Here is a 15877-nt window from a genome sequence, read left to right as displayed (position 1 = left end):
TTATTTTATGTTTAATCTACAAGGAAGAAACTATGATATTTAATATGCTCATTACAGACAACTTCGCATCATTTTATGATGAGGATAAAGAAGTACATATTTTTATTGATAGTTTTGATAATAAAAGGTTTGAAATGCGAATAGGGGACTTAGAACACTCGAAATCAGTCGGTAGCGTTTTAGCTTCTAGTAATAATGAGTTAAATATAAAGTTATTAGCGCTTTATATTAAATATTAATACACGAAAAAATGAGCTGTAAATGGAAATAAAAACAGGCGATATTTCAAACCCACACGTTATAAAGTTACTACAAGCGCATCATAACGATATGCTAAAGCACTCACCTGTTGAGAGCGTACATGCACTTGATGTGAGTCAACTCACTCAGCCCAACATAACATTTTATAGCTTATGGATTGATAATAATTTAGCGGGTGTAGGTGCATTAAAAGCGCTCAATGCCACTCATGGCGAAATTAAATCAATGCGTACCTCAAGTAACTATTTACGCCAAGGCATAGCCGCTAAATTACTTACGCATATTATTGAGCGAGCAACACTGCGAGGGTATAAAAAACTTAGTTTAGAAACTGGAACAGCAGAGGCGTTTTTGCCTGCACAAAAGCTTTACACTCAATTTGGTTTTAAAGAGTGTGAACCGTTTGGTGATTATGAGCTAGATCCGTATAGCTTGTTTATGAGTAAATCGGTTTAAACTAAAATGACCGAGAAGTAACGTTTTGTAGTTGTATGATTTAAATATTATCCGCATGGCTGTTCAGAGCGATAAGCCGACGATCGGGTGAACTAGTATTTTAGACAAAGTTTCTTGGAACATCACAAAATAAATTTTTCCACATCGGTCTTGGTTGATAGTTCTTATTTGAGCTTAGTTATAACTTAAAGCCCGTGGTTTGTTTAGAGTGATAAGCTTCGATATTTTTCATTGTTGATCTACAAAATATCCGATTTCATATGCCTATATAAGTTGATGTCCATCTTTTTTGTTTAAATGTGGTTATATTTAGTTTTACTAATTATGAAAGGATGAGTAGATATATGAAAACAGATGCTGCACTAAAAAGAAAAATTGAATTAGACTTTGGAAAGTCGGTGAAAATTGCACGAATTAGAGAGCATTTATGCAAGATGGTGGGCGTAGACCTTTTTAGTTATTATAATAAAGAAAACCCAGAAGGGCTAAGAGAAGTTATGTTCCTTCTTTATAAATCCTCCCAAGTTGATGGAGGAAAAACAAGTTGGAGAGATAGATTAACACTTCAACTATCTTTGTTAGAATATAGCAAAGAAAATTTCACCTTATTTGCAGGGTCTAATAGAGAAGTTGAAGATAGAGCTAAACCAATATTAAACTTCAATAGGTCTATTTGTGAGCTTGGTAGAAATGGAACTTTGAGTTTAAAACGTAATGATTGCAATCAGCCTCCGGAATATATTATTAAAGTGATGGTTTTGGAGAAAATAATACAAGATTATATAAACTCACATCAGAGAAAAAACTTTAATTTTAATGATGATAGAACATTAATGGATGATGGTTTAGATGGCGCTATAAATGCAGCTAGAAAAGTTGTATCTAGTTTAAAGGGTATGAATCCATTCTATAGTGACTCTATGCCGGAATCTATTTTAAAAAAGATGGAGCTGAATTTAATTCAAAACGACTTATTAAGTACAATTAAGTCGGCCAAGAAAAATCGTGATATAAGTTGGTTTGATTCAGGTAAATTCATAACCGCATTAAGGAAATTTAATTCGCTAGATTCATTGGAGCTTTCACTCACAGAGGCTTTTTATCAGGATTGTATTCCTGATAGTTTCTCTATGGTTTTGGAAGTGATGTTAGGTGGATATGTACAAAAAAGGTTACTACCACTTAAACTTAAGTCCTCTGCACTTGAAGCTTTAGAGGCCGGAATTGATGATAAGTTGATATGTGAACTTTCATTCTTCCTAATGGCATTTGTTTTAATTTCAACCATTGAAAATAAAACAAAAATAACTGTGAATGTTACTGGAGATACCAATAAAGAACGTCCCATTTATCATATTTTAGAAAGTCAGATCTATAATGCGAACAGTAATGATATATCTAAAATATCGCCAGATGTGATTGATTATGTTTTTGATAAATTTGCGTCACTAGCAACGTTACCTATTAATAGTTGCCTTGAAACTGGGAATAAAGAACTCCTTGCCTCAAGTATGAAGTCTTATGCTAATTATCGGGCTTTGAAGTTTGAATTTATTAATGAACTGTATACTATTTTCAGTAGTAAAAGCCTTAATTATATTGATCAACTTTTACTGAGATTCATGCAAGTGGTTAGTTCGGAGTGTGAAAATGTTTGAAGATGATTATATTATATGTGATGGTTGTGAGCGCACTTATCCTGAAGAGGACGGCTATTGTAGATATTGTGATGAGATAGCGCCTAAAGATGGTGTAGAGTGTGAGTTTTGTGATAAACCTGCAACTGAATATGTTCAGGATCACCCTGTCTGTGATGAACACTATGATGATGCATATCCTATAAATTAAACACACCTTTATTTGTACGAACTAGTGAATTGATCAATCAAGAGGCCAATATTTCAGCCTCTACTTTGTTGTCGTAACAAACTTTGAGGCAGAGACGAATTAGTCCGCTTATGGCACTGAGCTGCCATAGATATTAACTATCAACTCAGCTCCTTTATCGCTCTACTTATCCCATCTAAACTCAGCGCATACATGCGGTTGTTCATTAGCTGCTTTATAAAATCAATTGATTGATAGTACGGCCAGTGTTCAACCGGTTGTGGGTTGAGCCACGCGACTTTATCAAAGTGATTAGTGATTCGGTTTAACCAGGCACTGCCGGGTTCTTCATTCCAATGTTCTACTGAACCGCCAGGGTAGGCAATTTCATATGGGCCCATAGTGGCATCGCCAACAAATATTACTTTGTAGTCGCTGGTAAACTTGTTGATGAGTGTCATGGTGTCAATAACGTTTGAGTGGCGGCGCTGGTTATCTTGCCATACGTGTTCGTATAAACAGTTATGGAAGTAGTAAAACTCTAAATGTTTAAACTCACTGTGGGCGGCGCTAAATAACTCTTCACAGGTATGAATGTAGTCATCCATTGAACCGCCAATATCAAACAGCATCAATACTTTTACCGCGTTGTGGCGCTCGGGGGCCATTTTTACATCGAGCATGCCGCCTTGTTTGGCGGTCGCGCGTATGGTTTCGTTTAAATCAAGGGTGTCACTTGCGCCAGTACGAGCAAATTTGCGTAGTTTTTTAAGTGCCAGCTTTATGGTACGTGAACCAATTTCGCGGTCAGAATCGAGATTACGGTATTCGCGCTTATCCCACACTTTTACTGCTTGGCGATTGCGGTTGCCGTCTTGACCAATACGCACACCCTCAGGGTTATAACCATACGCACCAAAGGGTGATGTACCGCCGGTACCTACCCACTTATTGCCGCCAGCATGGCGTTTTTGCTGTTCTTCTAAACGCTCTTTTAGGGTTTTCATTAGCTCGTCGAGCCCGCCCATGGCTTTTAGTTGGGCTTTTTCTTCATCGCTTAGGTGCTTTTCAAACTCTTTACGCAACCAATCTTCAGGTAAATTGTGTTGTTGTTTTAAGCTCTTGAGTAGGTCTAAGTCGGCAATACCGCTAAAGTAATCGCTAAAGGCTTTATCGAACCGGTCAAAATGGGTTTCGTCTTTTACCATAATAGTGCGCGCTAAATGATAAAACGCGTCTACATCAGCAAATATAACGCCTTGTTTTAAAGCGTTAATTAAATCGAGTAGCTCTCTTAGGCTCACTGGTAAGCGGTATTCTCGTAATTTGAAGAAAAACTGTACCAACATGTTAGCGACGGCTCATAAACGCAAGTTTTTCGATTAGGCTTATGTCTTGCTCGTTTTTAAGCAGCGCGCCAAACATCGGCATTAAACCGCCTTTTTGCGCTTTATCGTGCAGGGTTTTGGCGTCTATATCTTCAGCCATTAATAGTTTTAACCAATCCAGTAATTCGCTGGTAGATGGCTTCTTTTTAAGGCCGTTGGCTTCACGTAAGTTAAAAAATACTTCTAGCGCTTGGCGAACTAAATCTTGTTTAACATGCGGGTAGTGCACATCAATAATTTGCTGCATTTCGTCGCTATTTGGAAAATCAATATAATGGAAAAAGCAGCGGCGTAAAAACGCATCAGGCAGCTCTTTTTCATTGTTTGATGTGATGATCACAATAGGGCGCTCTTTGGCCACGATACGCTCACCGGTTTCGTATACATGAAATTCCATTTTATCGAGTTCGAGTAGTAAATCGTTTGGAAACTCAATATCGGCTTTGTCTATTTCGTCAATAAGCAGTACTGGGCGTTTGCCGTTTAATTCAGCGTACATGAAGGCTTGCCACAGCTTACCTTTAACTATGTAGTTGCTAATATTGTGAACGCGCTCATCACCTAGCTGGCTGTCGCGCAAACGCGATACTGCATCGTACTCGTACAAACCTTGCTGCGCTTTAGTGGTTGATTTTATATGCCACTGAATAAGCTCAGTATCTAAACTTTTCGCTAATTCCTCAGCCAGCATGGTTTTACCTGTGCCAGGCTCGCCTTTAATTAAAAGCGGTTTTTGCAGCATAATAGCGGCGTTTACGGCCTGTTTTAATGCTGAGCTTGCGATGTAATTATCAGTAGAATTAAATTGCACGGGTTATCCTTTATCTGGTCTGAGCAGTAATTATTATGCGTTATAATGCCATAGTTAATCGGCTTCACCAAGGTAGGCAAAACGGGCGATAGTTTTACCGTCTTTTTCTACAGTTTCGGTAAACATACTTAGTGGGCGTGCCCATATGCCGTATTCACCGTATAAGGCTTGGTAAATAACCAATTGCTCGTTGGTTTCGCTGTGAGTCGCCACATGCATAACTTTATATTGTGGGCCTTTGTAGTGTTGATATAAACCCAGTTTTAGTGCTGTAGTCATAGTCTGTTATCTTGTATAATTTGCCTTCGCTTTTTATTATGCCAAAGAATACAGCAATACTATGAATTATATTTCTCTTGATGATTACAAAAAAGCCTGGGTATTTCGCCACAAAGATATTCCGGTTTCAGATATTGATGCAGCCAATATTAAACCTATGACCAGCGAGCGTGCCGCCGTACTGTGGACAACCATGGTGAGTCGTGAACATGATCATCCAGACTTTTTTGATAAAACCGATTGGTGCGCGCAAGAGCAAAACTTTAGCCAAGAAATTAATTGGGAAGATGCGTGGGAAAGCGAAGAACCCCAATTTCCAGATGCTATTTTGAACCACTTAGATTGGCAGGCTAATACCACTGTGTATTTTTGCATGGCACGCGACAATATTATCGAAACGACATTTGATGTGTTTAAACGTAACTGGCAAAACTTTATGTTTTTGGCTGATGGCAGCTTATTAATAGGTAAAAAGCGCAGCACTATGGTGCAATTTTTAGAATCAGGTATTGCAAAATTAGGTGAAAAGCCAAGCGCTTAAATTACTACAAGTGCTTAAAAACTGTGCATTACTGTGTTATAAAACAGTATTAAAATGTTTTTTTGAGTACAGCGATTGGTTGCTAAAAATAAGCAGTTTAACACAAGCCAGCAAGTTGAAATGTGGCAAACTGATGCACAAAAAGTGCTTTACGCACAATTATGCAATGCTTTTTATCAGCGTGAAGTTCAGCGCTTAGTGGCTGAACCTAATGGTGACCGTTTACGCAGGCAATTAAAAAGCCTGCCTTATTATATTGAACGTGCCGCAACACGTGTAGCTAATGCACTATTGCCTTTTACGCTTGATGCGCAAAATGGAGGCTGGCTTGAAAAACAAAAACCAACACCGCCAGAGGCTAATCCTTCAGCGAATGAACTTTTTTATCAAGCGCATGCCAAAGTAGGGCTAATAATTCCGGTATTATTACAAAGTCACGGTCAAATTCGGGTTAGAATAGATAGCATTGATCAAGTAGCTGATACGCAACTGCATTGTAATGAACTTGGCTGGTTTGATTTTTTAGGCCAAGGACTTGAGCAACAAAGTGCGCAATTGCTTAAACCTAGTAAAACGAGCCTTGCAGCGGCGTGTTGTGGCCACCAGTGGCAGTTTTCAAAGCGTAGCACGCCACGGGTTTTGTCATTACGGGAAATGTTACTAGCTGCCAATATTAATTGGCGCAATGTTAAGCGGCCGCTAGCATAAGTAGATAATTAAAAATTAAAATAAGGAGTGTTTAATGCGATTTTTTCAATTTGGCTTGTTGTGCTTAGCACTTTTTATCCAGTATCGCCTTTGGTTTGGTCATAACGGGGTGCAAGACTACACCCGTTTAAAAAATGCGGTGGCATCGCATCAACAAACTAACGAAAAACTAATAAAGCGTAATAAAGTATTAAAAGCGGATATAGAAGATTTAAAGCTCGGCCACGAAGGCATTGAAGAGCGTGCCCGCAACGAATTAGGAATGATTAAACCGGACGAAACCTTTATTCGTGTTTTACCGGCTCAACACCATGACAAATAAACAAACTATTGCTGCTATTGTTCCTGCCGCAGGTGTTGGCAGTCGAATGCAACACACAACACCAAAGCAATATATTTCCTTAGCAGGGAAAACCATTCTAGAGCATACGCTCGCTAAGTTATCGCAGTTACCGCAGTTAAACTTTATAGTGGTGGCTCTGAGCGAAACCGACCCCTACTTTGACGACCTTACGCTAGCTGATCCTCGCATTGTGCGTGCTATTGGCGGTAAAGAGCGCGCAGATTCAGTGTTAAACAGTTTATTGTTTTTAGCTGCCAACCCACCTGCTTGGGTTTTGGTGCATGACGCTGCAAGACCTTTAGTCGATATTGCTGATATAGAGCGCTTAATCGCACAGTGCCTGCAGGCTGATGAAGGCGGCATTTTAGCCAGCAAAGTAAAAGACACTATAAAACGAGGGCAAAGCCATGCGCAGCAAACTGTGCCTCGTGATGATTTATGGCAAGCGCTTACCCCGCAACTGTTTAAATACGACGAGCTTAAAGCGGCATTGCAAAGTGCGCTTAACAGCGGTGCAACCATTACTGATGAAGCCAGTGCAATGGAGTGGGCAAATAAGCCGGTTAAGCTGGTAGCAGGGCGTAGTGATAATATTAAAATCACCACCCCAGAAGATTTAGATTTAGCAGGCTTTTTACTGCAAAAACAAAATAATGAGAGTGCAAAATGATACGAATAGGCCATGGTTTTGACGTACATAAATTTGGAGGCCAAGGGCCTTTAACTATCTGCGGCGAAAAAATTGATTATCCACAAGGCTTTTTAGCACACTCAGATGGTGATGTAGCTATTCATGCCTTATGTGACGCTATTTTAGGATCATTAGCGCTGGGCGATATTGGTAAGCATTTTCCGGATACGGCCAGTGAATATGAAAATATTGATAGCCGTATTTTACTTCGCCATGTAGTGAACCTAGCCAAGCAACAAGGTTATGTATTGGGCAATGCGGATGTCACTATTGTGGCACAAGCACCAAAAATGCTGCCGCACATTCAAGCGATGCGTGGCAACCTTGCCAGTGATTTAAATGCCGAGCTTTCACAGGTAAATGTAAAAGCTACCACTACCGAAAAACTCGGTTTTGAGGGGCGTAAAGAAGGCATTTCAAGCCATGCCGTGGTCATTATGAGCAAACAAAACGCATGAGCGAATTAAATTATTTATATGGCGCGCCGCTTTCCAAAGCCGACTTTAAAACCACCGCAGAAGACTTTATGGTTGATGAGGATCTCGGTATAGAGTTTACCGGCAGTGGTGAACACGTGTGTTTGCAAGTGGTTAAAAAGGGTGAAAACACCCAATATGTTGCCAAGCTGATTGCACAAAAAGCGGGTGTATCGCCACGTGATGTAAGCTATGCCGGTATGAAAGACCGCCATGGAGTATGCTCGCAGTGGTTTAGCGTAAAAGTACCGATTAAAAAGCATATTGATTTTACTGAGCTGAACAGTGAAAGCGTGTTTGTGGTATCGCAGCAGCGCCATGAGCGAAAATTGCGCACCGGTTGCCATAAAGGAAATAGATTTATTATTACCTTGCGCAATGTAACCGAGCCGCTTGATATTTTGTGCCGTATAAACGCAGTACGCGCAGGTGTGCCTAACTATTTTGGTGAACAGCGCTTTGGTCGTGATGGACACAACCTAGTGATGGCCGAAAAAATGTTTGCCGGTGAGCGTATTCGCGATAAAAAGCTGCGAGGCATTATTATTTCTGCTGCGCGTTCACATGTGTTTAATCAAATTGTTAGTTTACGCGTGGCTGAGCATGGCCTTGCTAAAACCATGCACCGCGAAGTATTTATGCTCAGTGGTAGTAATGCATTTTTTGAAGATGCGATAAGTGATGAAAATATTGCACGGCTTGCCTCTGGCGATATTATGATGTCGGCGCCCATGGTGGGCAAAAGTGAAAAAGGCTTAACCGAACAAGAAAAAACATGGTTGGCACCGTATCAAGCATGGTGTGATGGCTTAGGGGATTTAGGGCTTAAAAACGAGCGTAGAATGCTGCGTTTAATACCCCAAGAGCTAAGCATAGAAACACTTGATGAACGCACATTAAAACTCAGCTTTGGTTTACCCAAAGGCTGTTTTGCAACGGCTTTACTGCGCGAACTGGTTGATTATACTGATGCCAGCCCTCGCGAGCGAAAAGAAAAGGATACCGCAGATGAAGATTCTATTAAGTAATGATGATGGTGTTAATGCCAAAGGTATTGCTGTTTTATATCAAGCATTAATACAAATCGCTGAGGTAACGCTGGTTGCTCCAGATAGAAATTGTAGTGGTGCTAGTAATTCACTAACGTTAATGAACCCGCTGCGTGCCACAACGCTCGACAACGGCTTTATGTCGGTAAACGGTACACCCACTGATTGTGTGCATTTAGGTGTTAATCAATTAGTGGATGAAAAACCCGATTTGGTTGTTGCTGGTATTAATCATGGCGGTAATTTAGGCGATGATACACTTTACTCTGGAACGGTGGCTGCGGCGACTGAAGGCCGTCATTTAGGCTTACCAGCAATTGCGGTATCTTTGTGCTCTCATCATGGTGAGCATTTTGAAACAGCGGCAGCCGTTACTGTAAACATTATTAAAGGACTTGCTTCACATCCGCTGCCGAAAGATCAGATCATTAATATTAATGTTCCCGATATTCCGCTCTCTGAGCTCAAAGGCGTTCAGGTAACTCGTTTAGGAGCTCGTCACAAAGCAGAAACTATGACCAAGCAAACCGATCCATGGGGACGCGATATTTTTTGGTATGGCTCACTAGGGCTTGAAAGCGACGCCGGTGAAGGCACTGACTTTTATGCGGTTAATAATGGCTATGCATCAGTGACCCCGTTAAGCGTTGATATGACTGCCAAAGACAGTATTAAAGCCGTGGGAGAGTGGTTAGCCGAGTTGGAGATTAATCGTGCTGGCTAATTATACTCGCAGTGCACAAGCGCTTTCAGACTTATTACAGCGAGATGGCGTAGAAGATAAAGAGGTTTTAAAAGCAATAGCGCAAATTCCTCGGCATATTTTTATTGATGATGTACTCAAACACAAAGCGTATCAAAATACCGCGCTACCTATAGGGCAAGGGCAAACTATTTCTCAGCCTTATATTGTTGCGCGCATGACCGAGCTAATGCGATTAGCCGGTGTGCAACATAAGGTGTTAGAAATAGGCACCGGGTCGGGCTATCAAACTGCGGTTTTAGCTAAAACCTTTGATAAGGTATATTCGGTAGAGCGTATTAAAGCTTTGCAATGGCAAGCTAAACGCCGATTACACCAGCTCGATTTGTACAATGTCACCATGAAACATGGCGATGGTTGGCAAGGCTGGCAGTCACAAGCGCCATTTGATGGCATTATCGTGACCGCTGCGGCAACCACCATTCCCCCCGAGTTACTCGCACAACTTGCAGATGGAGGCGTATTACTGGCCCCTATTGGTGAGGCAGAACAAAATTTAACCATGGTTATTCGCCAAGGCGATAGCTTTACAGAGCATGTAATTGCGCCAGTAAGATTTGTACCTTTAGTCCCTGGTGATATTGAATAGGAATTCATTTTGAAGTTGTTTACCAAGTTATACGATATGGCGCTAGTGTGGGCTAAACACCGCCACGCAGAACGTTATTTAGCAGGAATGAGCTTTGCCGAATCGGTTTTTTTCCCGGTCCCGCCCGATGTAATGTTAGCGCCGATGTCGCTAGCGCAACCAAGTAAGGCATGGCGATTTGCAAGCTTTGCTACGGTTGCTTCTGTGCTTGGCGGCGTGCTGGGTTACTTACTTGGATTTTGGTTGTTTGAACCGGTTGTAGAGCCCTTTATTGCGCAAATGCAATGGCAAGATAAATTTAATACGGCGCTTGCATGGTTCAAAGATTACGGTGTTTGGGTGGTATTTATAGCGGGGTTTTCGCCTATTCCTTATAAAGTGTTTACCATTGGCGCTGGTGTATTACAAATGGCGTTTTTACCTTTTATTATTGCCTCAGGTATTGGGCGTGGCGCGCGTTTCTTTTTAGTATCTGCTTTAATGAAATGGGGCGGAGTTAAAATGGAACAAAAATTACGCCAATATATTGAAGTACTTGGCTGGGCAGTGGTTGCTTTAATCGCTGTTGCGTACCTATTGTTGCGATAATCGCCATAATATAATGATATTAAAACAGAGGGCAAAACACATTGAATAAACAAATACGCTGTTATGTTGCTTTATTTATTAGTGTTTTGCTTTGTGCATGCTCGTCTCGCCATGTTCCCGCTCCTGTAAGTAGTTTAAATAATAATATTAATGACTATCCTTCACGGATTAATATTAACGGTGGTAAGTACACGGTACAAAAAGGCGATACACTTTATTCGATTGCTTTTAGTGCTGGAAAAGATTTCAGAGAACTTGCAAAAAATAATTCAATTCCATCACCTTACACTATTGTTCCTGGTCAGGTTGTATCCCTTTTAGAACCAAGTAGGTCAAGGGTTACACAAAAAAAGTATAAAAAGAAAGCTGTTAAAAAGTCATCCCATTTACAAAAAAGTAACAGAAAATTAAAGAAAGAGCTTGATAAGCCGAAAAAACGTAGGTATGTTCAAAAACAAGCTAACCAAAAAATTAGTCAGTCTCAAGGTTCTTCAACTAAAAAGTTGAGTTGGTTTTGGCCTGCTAAAGGTAAAATAACAAAACGCTTTTCTAACAAGGAAAATGGTTATAAAGGCCTACAGATTGCTAATAGAAAGGGTACTGCCGTACTCGCCGCTGCAAAAGGAACAGTAGTTTACGCGGGTAGTGCACTTAGAGGTTACGGTAATTTAATTATATTGAAACATAATGATGATTACCTAAGTGCTTATGCACATAACTCAACGTTACTTGTGAAAGAAAAGCAAATAGTGAAGGCGGGACAAAAAATAGCAGAAATTGGTAATTCAGAGTCTTCAGTAACGGCACTTCGTTTTGAAATTCGTTATCGAGGAAAAGCTGTTAACCCTGCTAAGTACCTACCCTGAACTGAAGGTGTTGATTGACTGTTCTGGAGAAGGCTTATGGCTAATACAGCAAAAGCTAATAAAACGACTACAGACCTTAATCATAAAGTTATTGATAGCTTGCTCAGGAGAAGTCTTATGGCTGATGTAGCAAAAGCTGAGAAAACCCCCACTGATGATAAGTTTGACGACTCTAAAATAGAGGAGACAACGAAGTTACTTGATGACGTGGAAGATGAAGATGTATTTGTAAAAGAAGAAGTCACTAAAAACCTCGACGCCACCCAATTATACTTAGGCGAGATTGGTTTTTCCCCTCTATTAAGTGCAGAAGAAGAAGTGTTTTTTGCACGAAAATCGCTTAAAGGCTGCGAAGCCTCCCGAAAACGCATGATCGAAAGTAACTTGCGCTTAGTTGTGAAAATTGCGCGTAGGTACAACAATCGTGGGCTTGCTCTACTTGATTTAATTGAAGAAGGTAACTTAGGGCTGATCCGAGCTGTTGAAAAGTTCGATCCTGAACGTGGCTTTCGATTTTCTACATATGCCACATGGTGGATACGCCAAACCATTGAACGGGCAATAATGAATCAAACCCGTACTATTCGTTTGCCTATTCATGTTGTTAAAGAGCTTAACGTTTATTTACGTACAGCACGTGAGCTAACGCAAAAGCTTGATCATGAGCCAACCGCAGAAGAAATTGCAGAAAGCTTAGACAGACCGGTCGAAGATGTAACAAAAATGCTTCGCCTAAACGAAAAAATAGCTTCTGTAGATATGCCTATTGGTGGCGAGAATGACAGTGCATTGTTAGATGTAATTGCCGACGAAAAAATGTAGGTCCTGAAGGTGAAGTGCAAAACAATGATATGAATACGCATATTATTGACTGGTTAGGTGAATTGAACCCTAAGCAGCGCGAAGTACTGGCACGTCGGTTTGGTTTACTCGGTTATGAGCCTTCAACGCTTGAAGATGTGGGCCGTGAAATTGGGTTAACCCGTGAGCGAGTTCGCCAAATACAGGTTGAGGCGCTACGTCGGTTAAAAGATATCTTGCAGCAAGAAGGATTAAGTACCGAAAGCTTATTTGAGCAGTTCGCTTAACCTAAACACACAAAAAAATAAATACAGCCCGACTTTTTAGTCGGGCTGTTTGCGTTTAAAGCAGTGCTTTTAATTTATAAAGCAGTTCATGCGCCTGACGCGGTGATAGGTTATCGGGATCTATTGCGCTCATTTGTTGCTCAAGTTCACTAGGCTGAATTATTTGCGGTTCACTATCAAACGGTAAAACCTGTTGCTCTGTGGTGACCGTTGTGACACTTTGATGATTTTCAAGCAAGCTTAGCTTTTGTTTAGCTTGGGCAATAACCGCTTTAGGTACGCCAGCCAGAGCAGCTACTTGCAAACCAAAACTTTTACTTGCGGCACCATCTAATACCGTATGCATAAAGGCAATGGTATCGTTGTGTTCAATGGCATCTAAGTGCACATTAACCAACCCAGGTGTTTGTTCTGCAAGCTCTGTGAGTTCAAAGTAATGGGTTGCGAACAGAGTTTTAGCTGCTATTTTTGAAGCAAGATGATCAGCTGTCGCGTATGCCAGTGATAAACCATCGTAAGTACTGGTTCCTCGGCCTATTTCATCCATTAATACCAATGATTGTGCGGTGGCATTATTTAAAATTGCCGCAGTTTCTGTCATTTCAACCATAAAGGTAGAGCGCCCAGATGCTAAGTCGTCACTGGCACCAATGCGGGTAAATATTCTATCGATATTACCAATTTTAGCGCTATCGGCAGGAACGTAACAGCCAATATGCGCCATGAGTACTATCAGTGCTGTTTGGCGCATGTAGGTAGATTTACCGCCCATGTTAGGGCCAGTAATTATCAGCATTTTACGCTGGCTATTGAGTTCTACAGGGTTGGCAATAAACGGGTCTTTCATTACTTGCTCAACCACAGGGTGGCGGCCTTGTTTGATGCTAATATTATCGTTATCGCAAAGCTCAGGCTTGGCATAATTAAGTGTTTGGGCACGCTCTGCTAAATTGTTAAGTACATCTAAATCGGCAATGACCGAAGCCATTATTTGTAGCTGCTCAATATGCGGAGCTATAAATTCAAATAACTGTTCGTATAGCTGCTTTTCCAGAGCCAGCGCTTTTGATTGGCTGCCGAGGACTTTATCTTCATGTTCTTTAAGTTCTGGAATTATATAACGTTCGTTATTTTTTAACGTTTGACGACGAATATAATCTGCAGGCACTAAGTGCGAGTTAGCGCGGCTCACTTCAATAAAAAAGCCATGCACTCTGTTATAACCAATTTTAAGTGTACTAATACCTGTGCGTTCACGTTCGCGCTGCTCTAGCTGTTCAAGCACATCGGTGGCACCTTGGCTTAAATTACGCCACTCATCAAGTTCGCTGTTATACCCTGGCGCAATAACACCGCCATCACGAATTAACACTGGTGGGTTATCAATCACTGCTCGCTCAAGTAGGGCTTGAAGCTCGGGGAGCTCTTTAGAATGGGCAATAATATGAGAAATACGCGCATCTGTGGCATCGTTTAATAAGCTATGCAGCGGTGCTAATGCTTGAAGTGCACTGCGAAGCCGTGTTAAATCACGTGGGCGAGCGGTATGTAATGCCAAACGAGCAATTACACGTTCTATATCACCAATATCTCTGAGAGCGTCATGCAGCTCACTGCATAATTGCACATCTAAAATAGCACTAATGGCATTTAGACGAGAATTTAACTCGTCTTTATTACGAATAGGGGTATGAATACGGCGCTTCAGTAATCGTGAGCCCATAGCTGTAGCTGTTTTATCAAGCACTTGAGCAAGGGTATTTTCAAAGCCACCTGATAGATTAACGGTAAGTTCAAGGTTTTTGCGAGTTGGCGCATCCAAAATAACCGCATGTTCGTTATGCTCAAGAGTGATTGCGCGAATGTGTGGTAATGCAATACGCTGGGTATCTTTTACGTACTGCATTAAACAGCCTGCCGCTACCAAGGCGCTATGTGCTTTATCGACACCAAAACCAACTAAATCTTTGGTACCAAACTGCTCACACAGTAAGTGTTGTGCGGTGTCTAGATCAAACTCCCAATCAGGGCGACGACGTGCTCCCTTAATATGTTCAATTAAATGAGTGTTTTCAAAGTGTTCACTATATAGTAATTCAGCAGGGGCTAAGCGTTGTAGGGTTGAGCTAAATGCTTCATCAGTGTTTACTTCAACAACATTGAAGCGTCCTGAGTTGATATCAAGATACGCAACACCGTATTGACCTTTTTTATTTTGCCAAACACTGGTTAGTAAGTTGTCTTGGCGCTCTTGTAGTAAGGCTTCGTCAGAAATAGTTCCTGGGGTTACAATACGGACTACTTTGCGCTCAACAGGGCCTTTGCTGGTGGCAGGGTCACCCACTTGTTCACAAATAGCCACCGACTCGCCCATTTGTACTAAGCGGGCTAAGTAGTTTTCTACCGCATGATAAGGCACGCCCGCCATAGGAATAGGATCGCCCCCTGCTTTGCCACGGTGTGTTTGTGAAATATCAAGCAACTGCGCGGCGCGTTTTGCGTCATCAAAAAAGAGTTCATAAAAATCCCCCATCCGATAAAACAATAAAATATCGCGATGCTCTGATTTTATTTTTAGATACTGCTGCATCATAGGGGTTTGTTGTTTTATAGTGTGCGGTGCATAAAGATCAAACGACATGTATTTACCCAAAGGCTGAATATGGAATTACATCAAGAGATTAAGACACTTGCTGCGCAATTAGGCGCTATTTTAACGGATAAACGCTTATGGATCACTACCGCTGAATCATGTACTGGTGGTGGAGTGAGTTATTCGCTTACCGATACCCCCGGCAGCTCAGCATATATTGACCGTGCATTTGTCACTTATAGCAATAACGCAAAGCATGAATTACTCAATGTGAAGCATGATACCCTCGAGGAATTTGGCGCGGTGAGCGAACAAACAGTCATTGAGATGGCAGCAGGCGCCTGTAAGGCTGCAAATGCTGATATTGGCATTGCTATTTCAGGGATTGCAGGACCCGGTGGTGCTACTGAGGGCAAACCGGTAGGGCTCGTGTGGTTTGGACTGAAAATTAACGGTAAACACTGGACGTTTGAACAAGTATTTAATGGTGACAGGGCGCAAGTTAGGCTGCAAGCTATTGTATTTTCTTTAAAAACTATAATAGAGAAGATAAAATAATA

Annotated in this window: 19 protein-coding genes and 1 pseudogene; 16 read left to right on the top strand and 4 right to left on the bottom strand. The window is 41.2% G+C overall.

Translation table 11 applies throughout. The annotated features are described in order from the left end of the window. The first annotated feature begins 32 nt into the window (after nt 1-32). The 4 genes from ACNSN3_RS11425 to ACNSN3_RS11410 all read left to right on the top strand — a co-directional run bounded on the left by ACNSN3_RS11425 (nt 33) and on the right by ACNSN3_RS11410 (nt 2565). A complete protein-coding gene (locus ACNSN3_RS11425) occupies nt 33-239 on the top strand; it encodes a hypothetical protein (protein WP_418607410.1) in 207 nt (68 codons plus the stop codon). Between the two features lie 22 nt (nt 240-261). Continuing rightward, nucleotides 262-717 carry a GNAT family N-acetyltransferase gene (locus tag ACNSN3_RS11420; RefSeq protein ID WP_418607408.1) on the top strand — a complete coding sequence of 152 codons (456 nt, stop codon included), beginning with the start codon at nt 262-264 and terminating at the stop codon, nt 715-717. A gap of 344 nt (nt 718-1061) precedes the next feature. Next, on the top strand, nt 1062-2375 hold the full coding sequence (locus tag ACNSN3_RS11415; RefSeq protein WP_418607407.1) for a hypothetical protein: 1314 nt from the start codon (nt 1062-1064) through the stop codon (nt 2373-2375). Beyond that, on the top strand, nt 2368-2565 hold the full coding sequence (locus tag ACNSN3_RS11410; protein ID WP_418607405.1) for a hypothetical protein: 198 nt from the start codon (nt 2368-2370) through the stop codon (nt 2563-2565). Before ACNSN3_RS11415 ends, ACNSN3_RS11410 begins: the two co-directional genes overlap by 8 nt. A gap of 140 nt (nt 2566-2705) precedes the next feature. On the opposite strand, the gene ACNSN3_RS11405 is transcribed toward ACNSN3_RS11410, so the two are convergent. From ACNSN3_RS11405 to ACNSN3_RS11395, 3 genes are read right to left on the bottom strand one after another with little or no spacing between them, the layout of a single operon-like run. After that, nucleotides 2706-3893, bottom strand: a complete 1188-nt coding sequence (locus ACNSN3_RS11405; protein ID WP_418607403.1) for a vWA domain-containing protein — start codon at nt 3891-3893, stop codon at nt 2706-2708. A 1-nt stretch (nt 3894) separates the two neighbouring features. Then, nucleotides 3895-4743 carry an AAA family ATPase gene (locus tag ACNSN3_RS11400; protein ID WP_008464234.1) on the bottom strand — a complete coding sequence of 283 codons (849 nt, stop codon included), beginning with the start codon at nt 4741-4743 and terminating at the stop codon, nt 3895-3897. 54 nt (nt 4744-4797) lie between these two features. Beyond that, a complete protein-coding gene (locus ACNSN3_RS11395) occupies nt 4798-5022 on the bottom strand; it encodes a DUF1653 domain-containing protein (protein ID WP_008110327.1) in 225 nt (74 codons plus the stop codon). 61 nt (nt 5023-5083) lie between these two features. Between ACNSN3_RS11395 and ACNSN3_RS11390 the strand changes: the two genes are divergently transcribed. From ACNSN3_RS11390 to rpoS, 11 genes and pseudogenes are all read left to right on the top strand, one after another. Then, nucleotides 5084-5563 (top strand): DUF2947 domain-containing protein, encoded by a 480-nt coding sequence (locus ACNSN3_RS11390; protein ID WP_008464232.1) that lies wholly within the window; start codon nt 5084-5086, stop codon nt 5561-5563. 75 nt (nt 5564-5638) lie between these two features. Then, complete coding sequence (locus tag ACNSN3_RS11385; RefSeq protein ID WP_418607400.1) at nt 5639-6271, top strand: hypothetical protein; 633 nt, start codon at nt 5639-5641, stop codon at nt 6269-6271. A 34-nt stretch (nt 6272-6305) separates the two neighbouring features. Further along, a complete protein-coding gene (gene ftsB, locus ACNSN3_RS11380; protein ID WP_008110330.1) occupies nt 6306-6593 on the top strand; it encodes a cell division protein FtsB in 288 nt (95 codons plus the stop codon). Next, on the top strand, nt 6583-7284 hold the full coding sequence (gene ispD / locus ACNSN3_RS11375) for a 2-C-methyl-D-erythritol 4-phosphate cytidylyltransferase (RefSeq protein ID WP_418607398.1): 702 nt from the start codon (nt 6583-6585) through the stop codon (nt 7282-7284). The genes ftsB and ispD overlap by 11 nt, the downstream gene beginning before the upstream one ends. After that, on the top strand, nt 7281-7763 hold the full coding sequence (gene ispF / locus ACNSN3_RS11370) for a 2-C-methyl-D-erythritol 2,4-cyclodiphosphate synthase (protein ID WP_008464226.1): 483 nt from the start codon (nt 7281-7283) through the stop codon (nt 7761-7763). Before ispD ends, ispF begins: the two co-directional genes overlap by 4 nt. Further along, nucleotides 7760-8809, top strand: coding sequence for a tRNA pseudouridine(13) synthase TruD (gene truD, locus ACNSN3_RS11365; protein ID WP_109874226.1), 1050 nt, complete (start codon nt 7760-7762; stop codon nt 8807-8809). The genes ispF and truD overlap by 4 nt, the downstream gene beginning before the upstream one ends. Then, nucleotides 8790-9554 carry a 5'/3'-nucleotidase SurE gene (gene surE, locus ACNSN3_RS11360; RefSeq protein WP_054201786.1) on the top strand — a complete coding sequence of 255 codons (765 nt, stop codon included), beginning with the start codon at nt 8790-8792 and terminating at the stop codon, nt 9552-9554. Before truD ends, surE begins: the two co-directional genes overlap by 20 nt. After that, nucleotides 9544-10182, top strand: coding sequence for a protein-L-isoaspartate(D-aspartate) O-methyltransferase (locus tag ACNSN3_RS11355; protein WP_010387750.1), 639 nt, complete (start codon nt 9544-9546; stop codon nt 10180-10182). The genes surE and ACNSN3_RS11355 overlap by 11 nt, the downstream gene beginning before the upstream one ends. Nucleotides 10183-10191: 9 nt before the next feature. Beyond that, on the top strand, nt 10192-10770 hold the full coding sequence (locus ACNSN3_RS11350) for a YqaA family protein (RefSeq protein WP_010387753.1): 579 nt from the start codon (nt 10192-10194) through the stop codon (nt 10768-10770). Between the two features lie 41 nt (nt 10771-10811). After that, nucleotides 10812-11636, top strand: a complete 825-nt coding sequence (locus ACNSN3_RS11345) for a peptidoglycan DD-metalloendopeptidase family protein (RefSeq protein WP_010387756.1) — start codon at nt 10812-10814, stop codon at nt 11634-11636. A gap of 117 nt (nt 11637-11753) precedes the next feature. Continuing rightward, nucleotides 11754-12724 (top strand): annotated as a pseudogene (rpoS, locus tag ACNSN3_RS11340) (RNA polymerase sigma factor RpoS). A gap of 55 nt (nt 12725-12779) precedes the next feature. Here the strand turns inward: rpoS and mutS are convergent. Further along, nucleotides 12780-15365 (bottom strand): DNA mismatch repair protein MutS, encoded by a 2586-nt coding sequence (gene mutS / locus ACNSN3_RS11335; RefSeq protein WP_138686841.1) that lies wholly within the window; start codon nt 15363-15365, stop codon nt 12780-12782. A 21-nt stretch (nt 15366-15386) separates the two neighbouring features. On the opposite strand from mutS, the gene ACNSN3_RS11330 reads away from it, so the two are divergent. Next, on the top strand, nt 15387-15875 hold the full coding sequence (locus ACNSN3_RS11330) for a CinA family protein (protein ID WP_054201783.1): 489 nt from the start codon (nt 15387-15389) through the stop codon (nt 15873-15875). The last annotated feature ends 2 nt before the right edge of the window (nt 15876-15877 follow it).

The sequence above is a fragment of the Pseudoalteromonas sp. US3C1004 genome, assembly GCF_048401065.1.
Lineage (GTDB): Bacteria > Pseudomonadota > Gammaproteobacteria > Enterobacterales > Alteromonadaceae > Pseudoalteromonas > Pseudoalteromonas undina.
The sequence above is the reverse complement of the archived record's forward strand: the minus strand, read 5'-3'. Positions and strand labels throughout refer to the sequence as shown.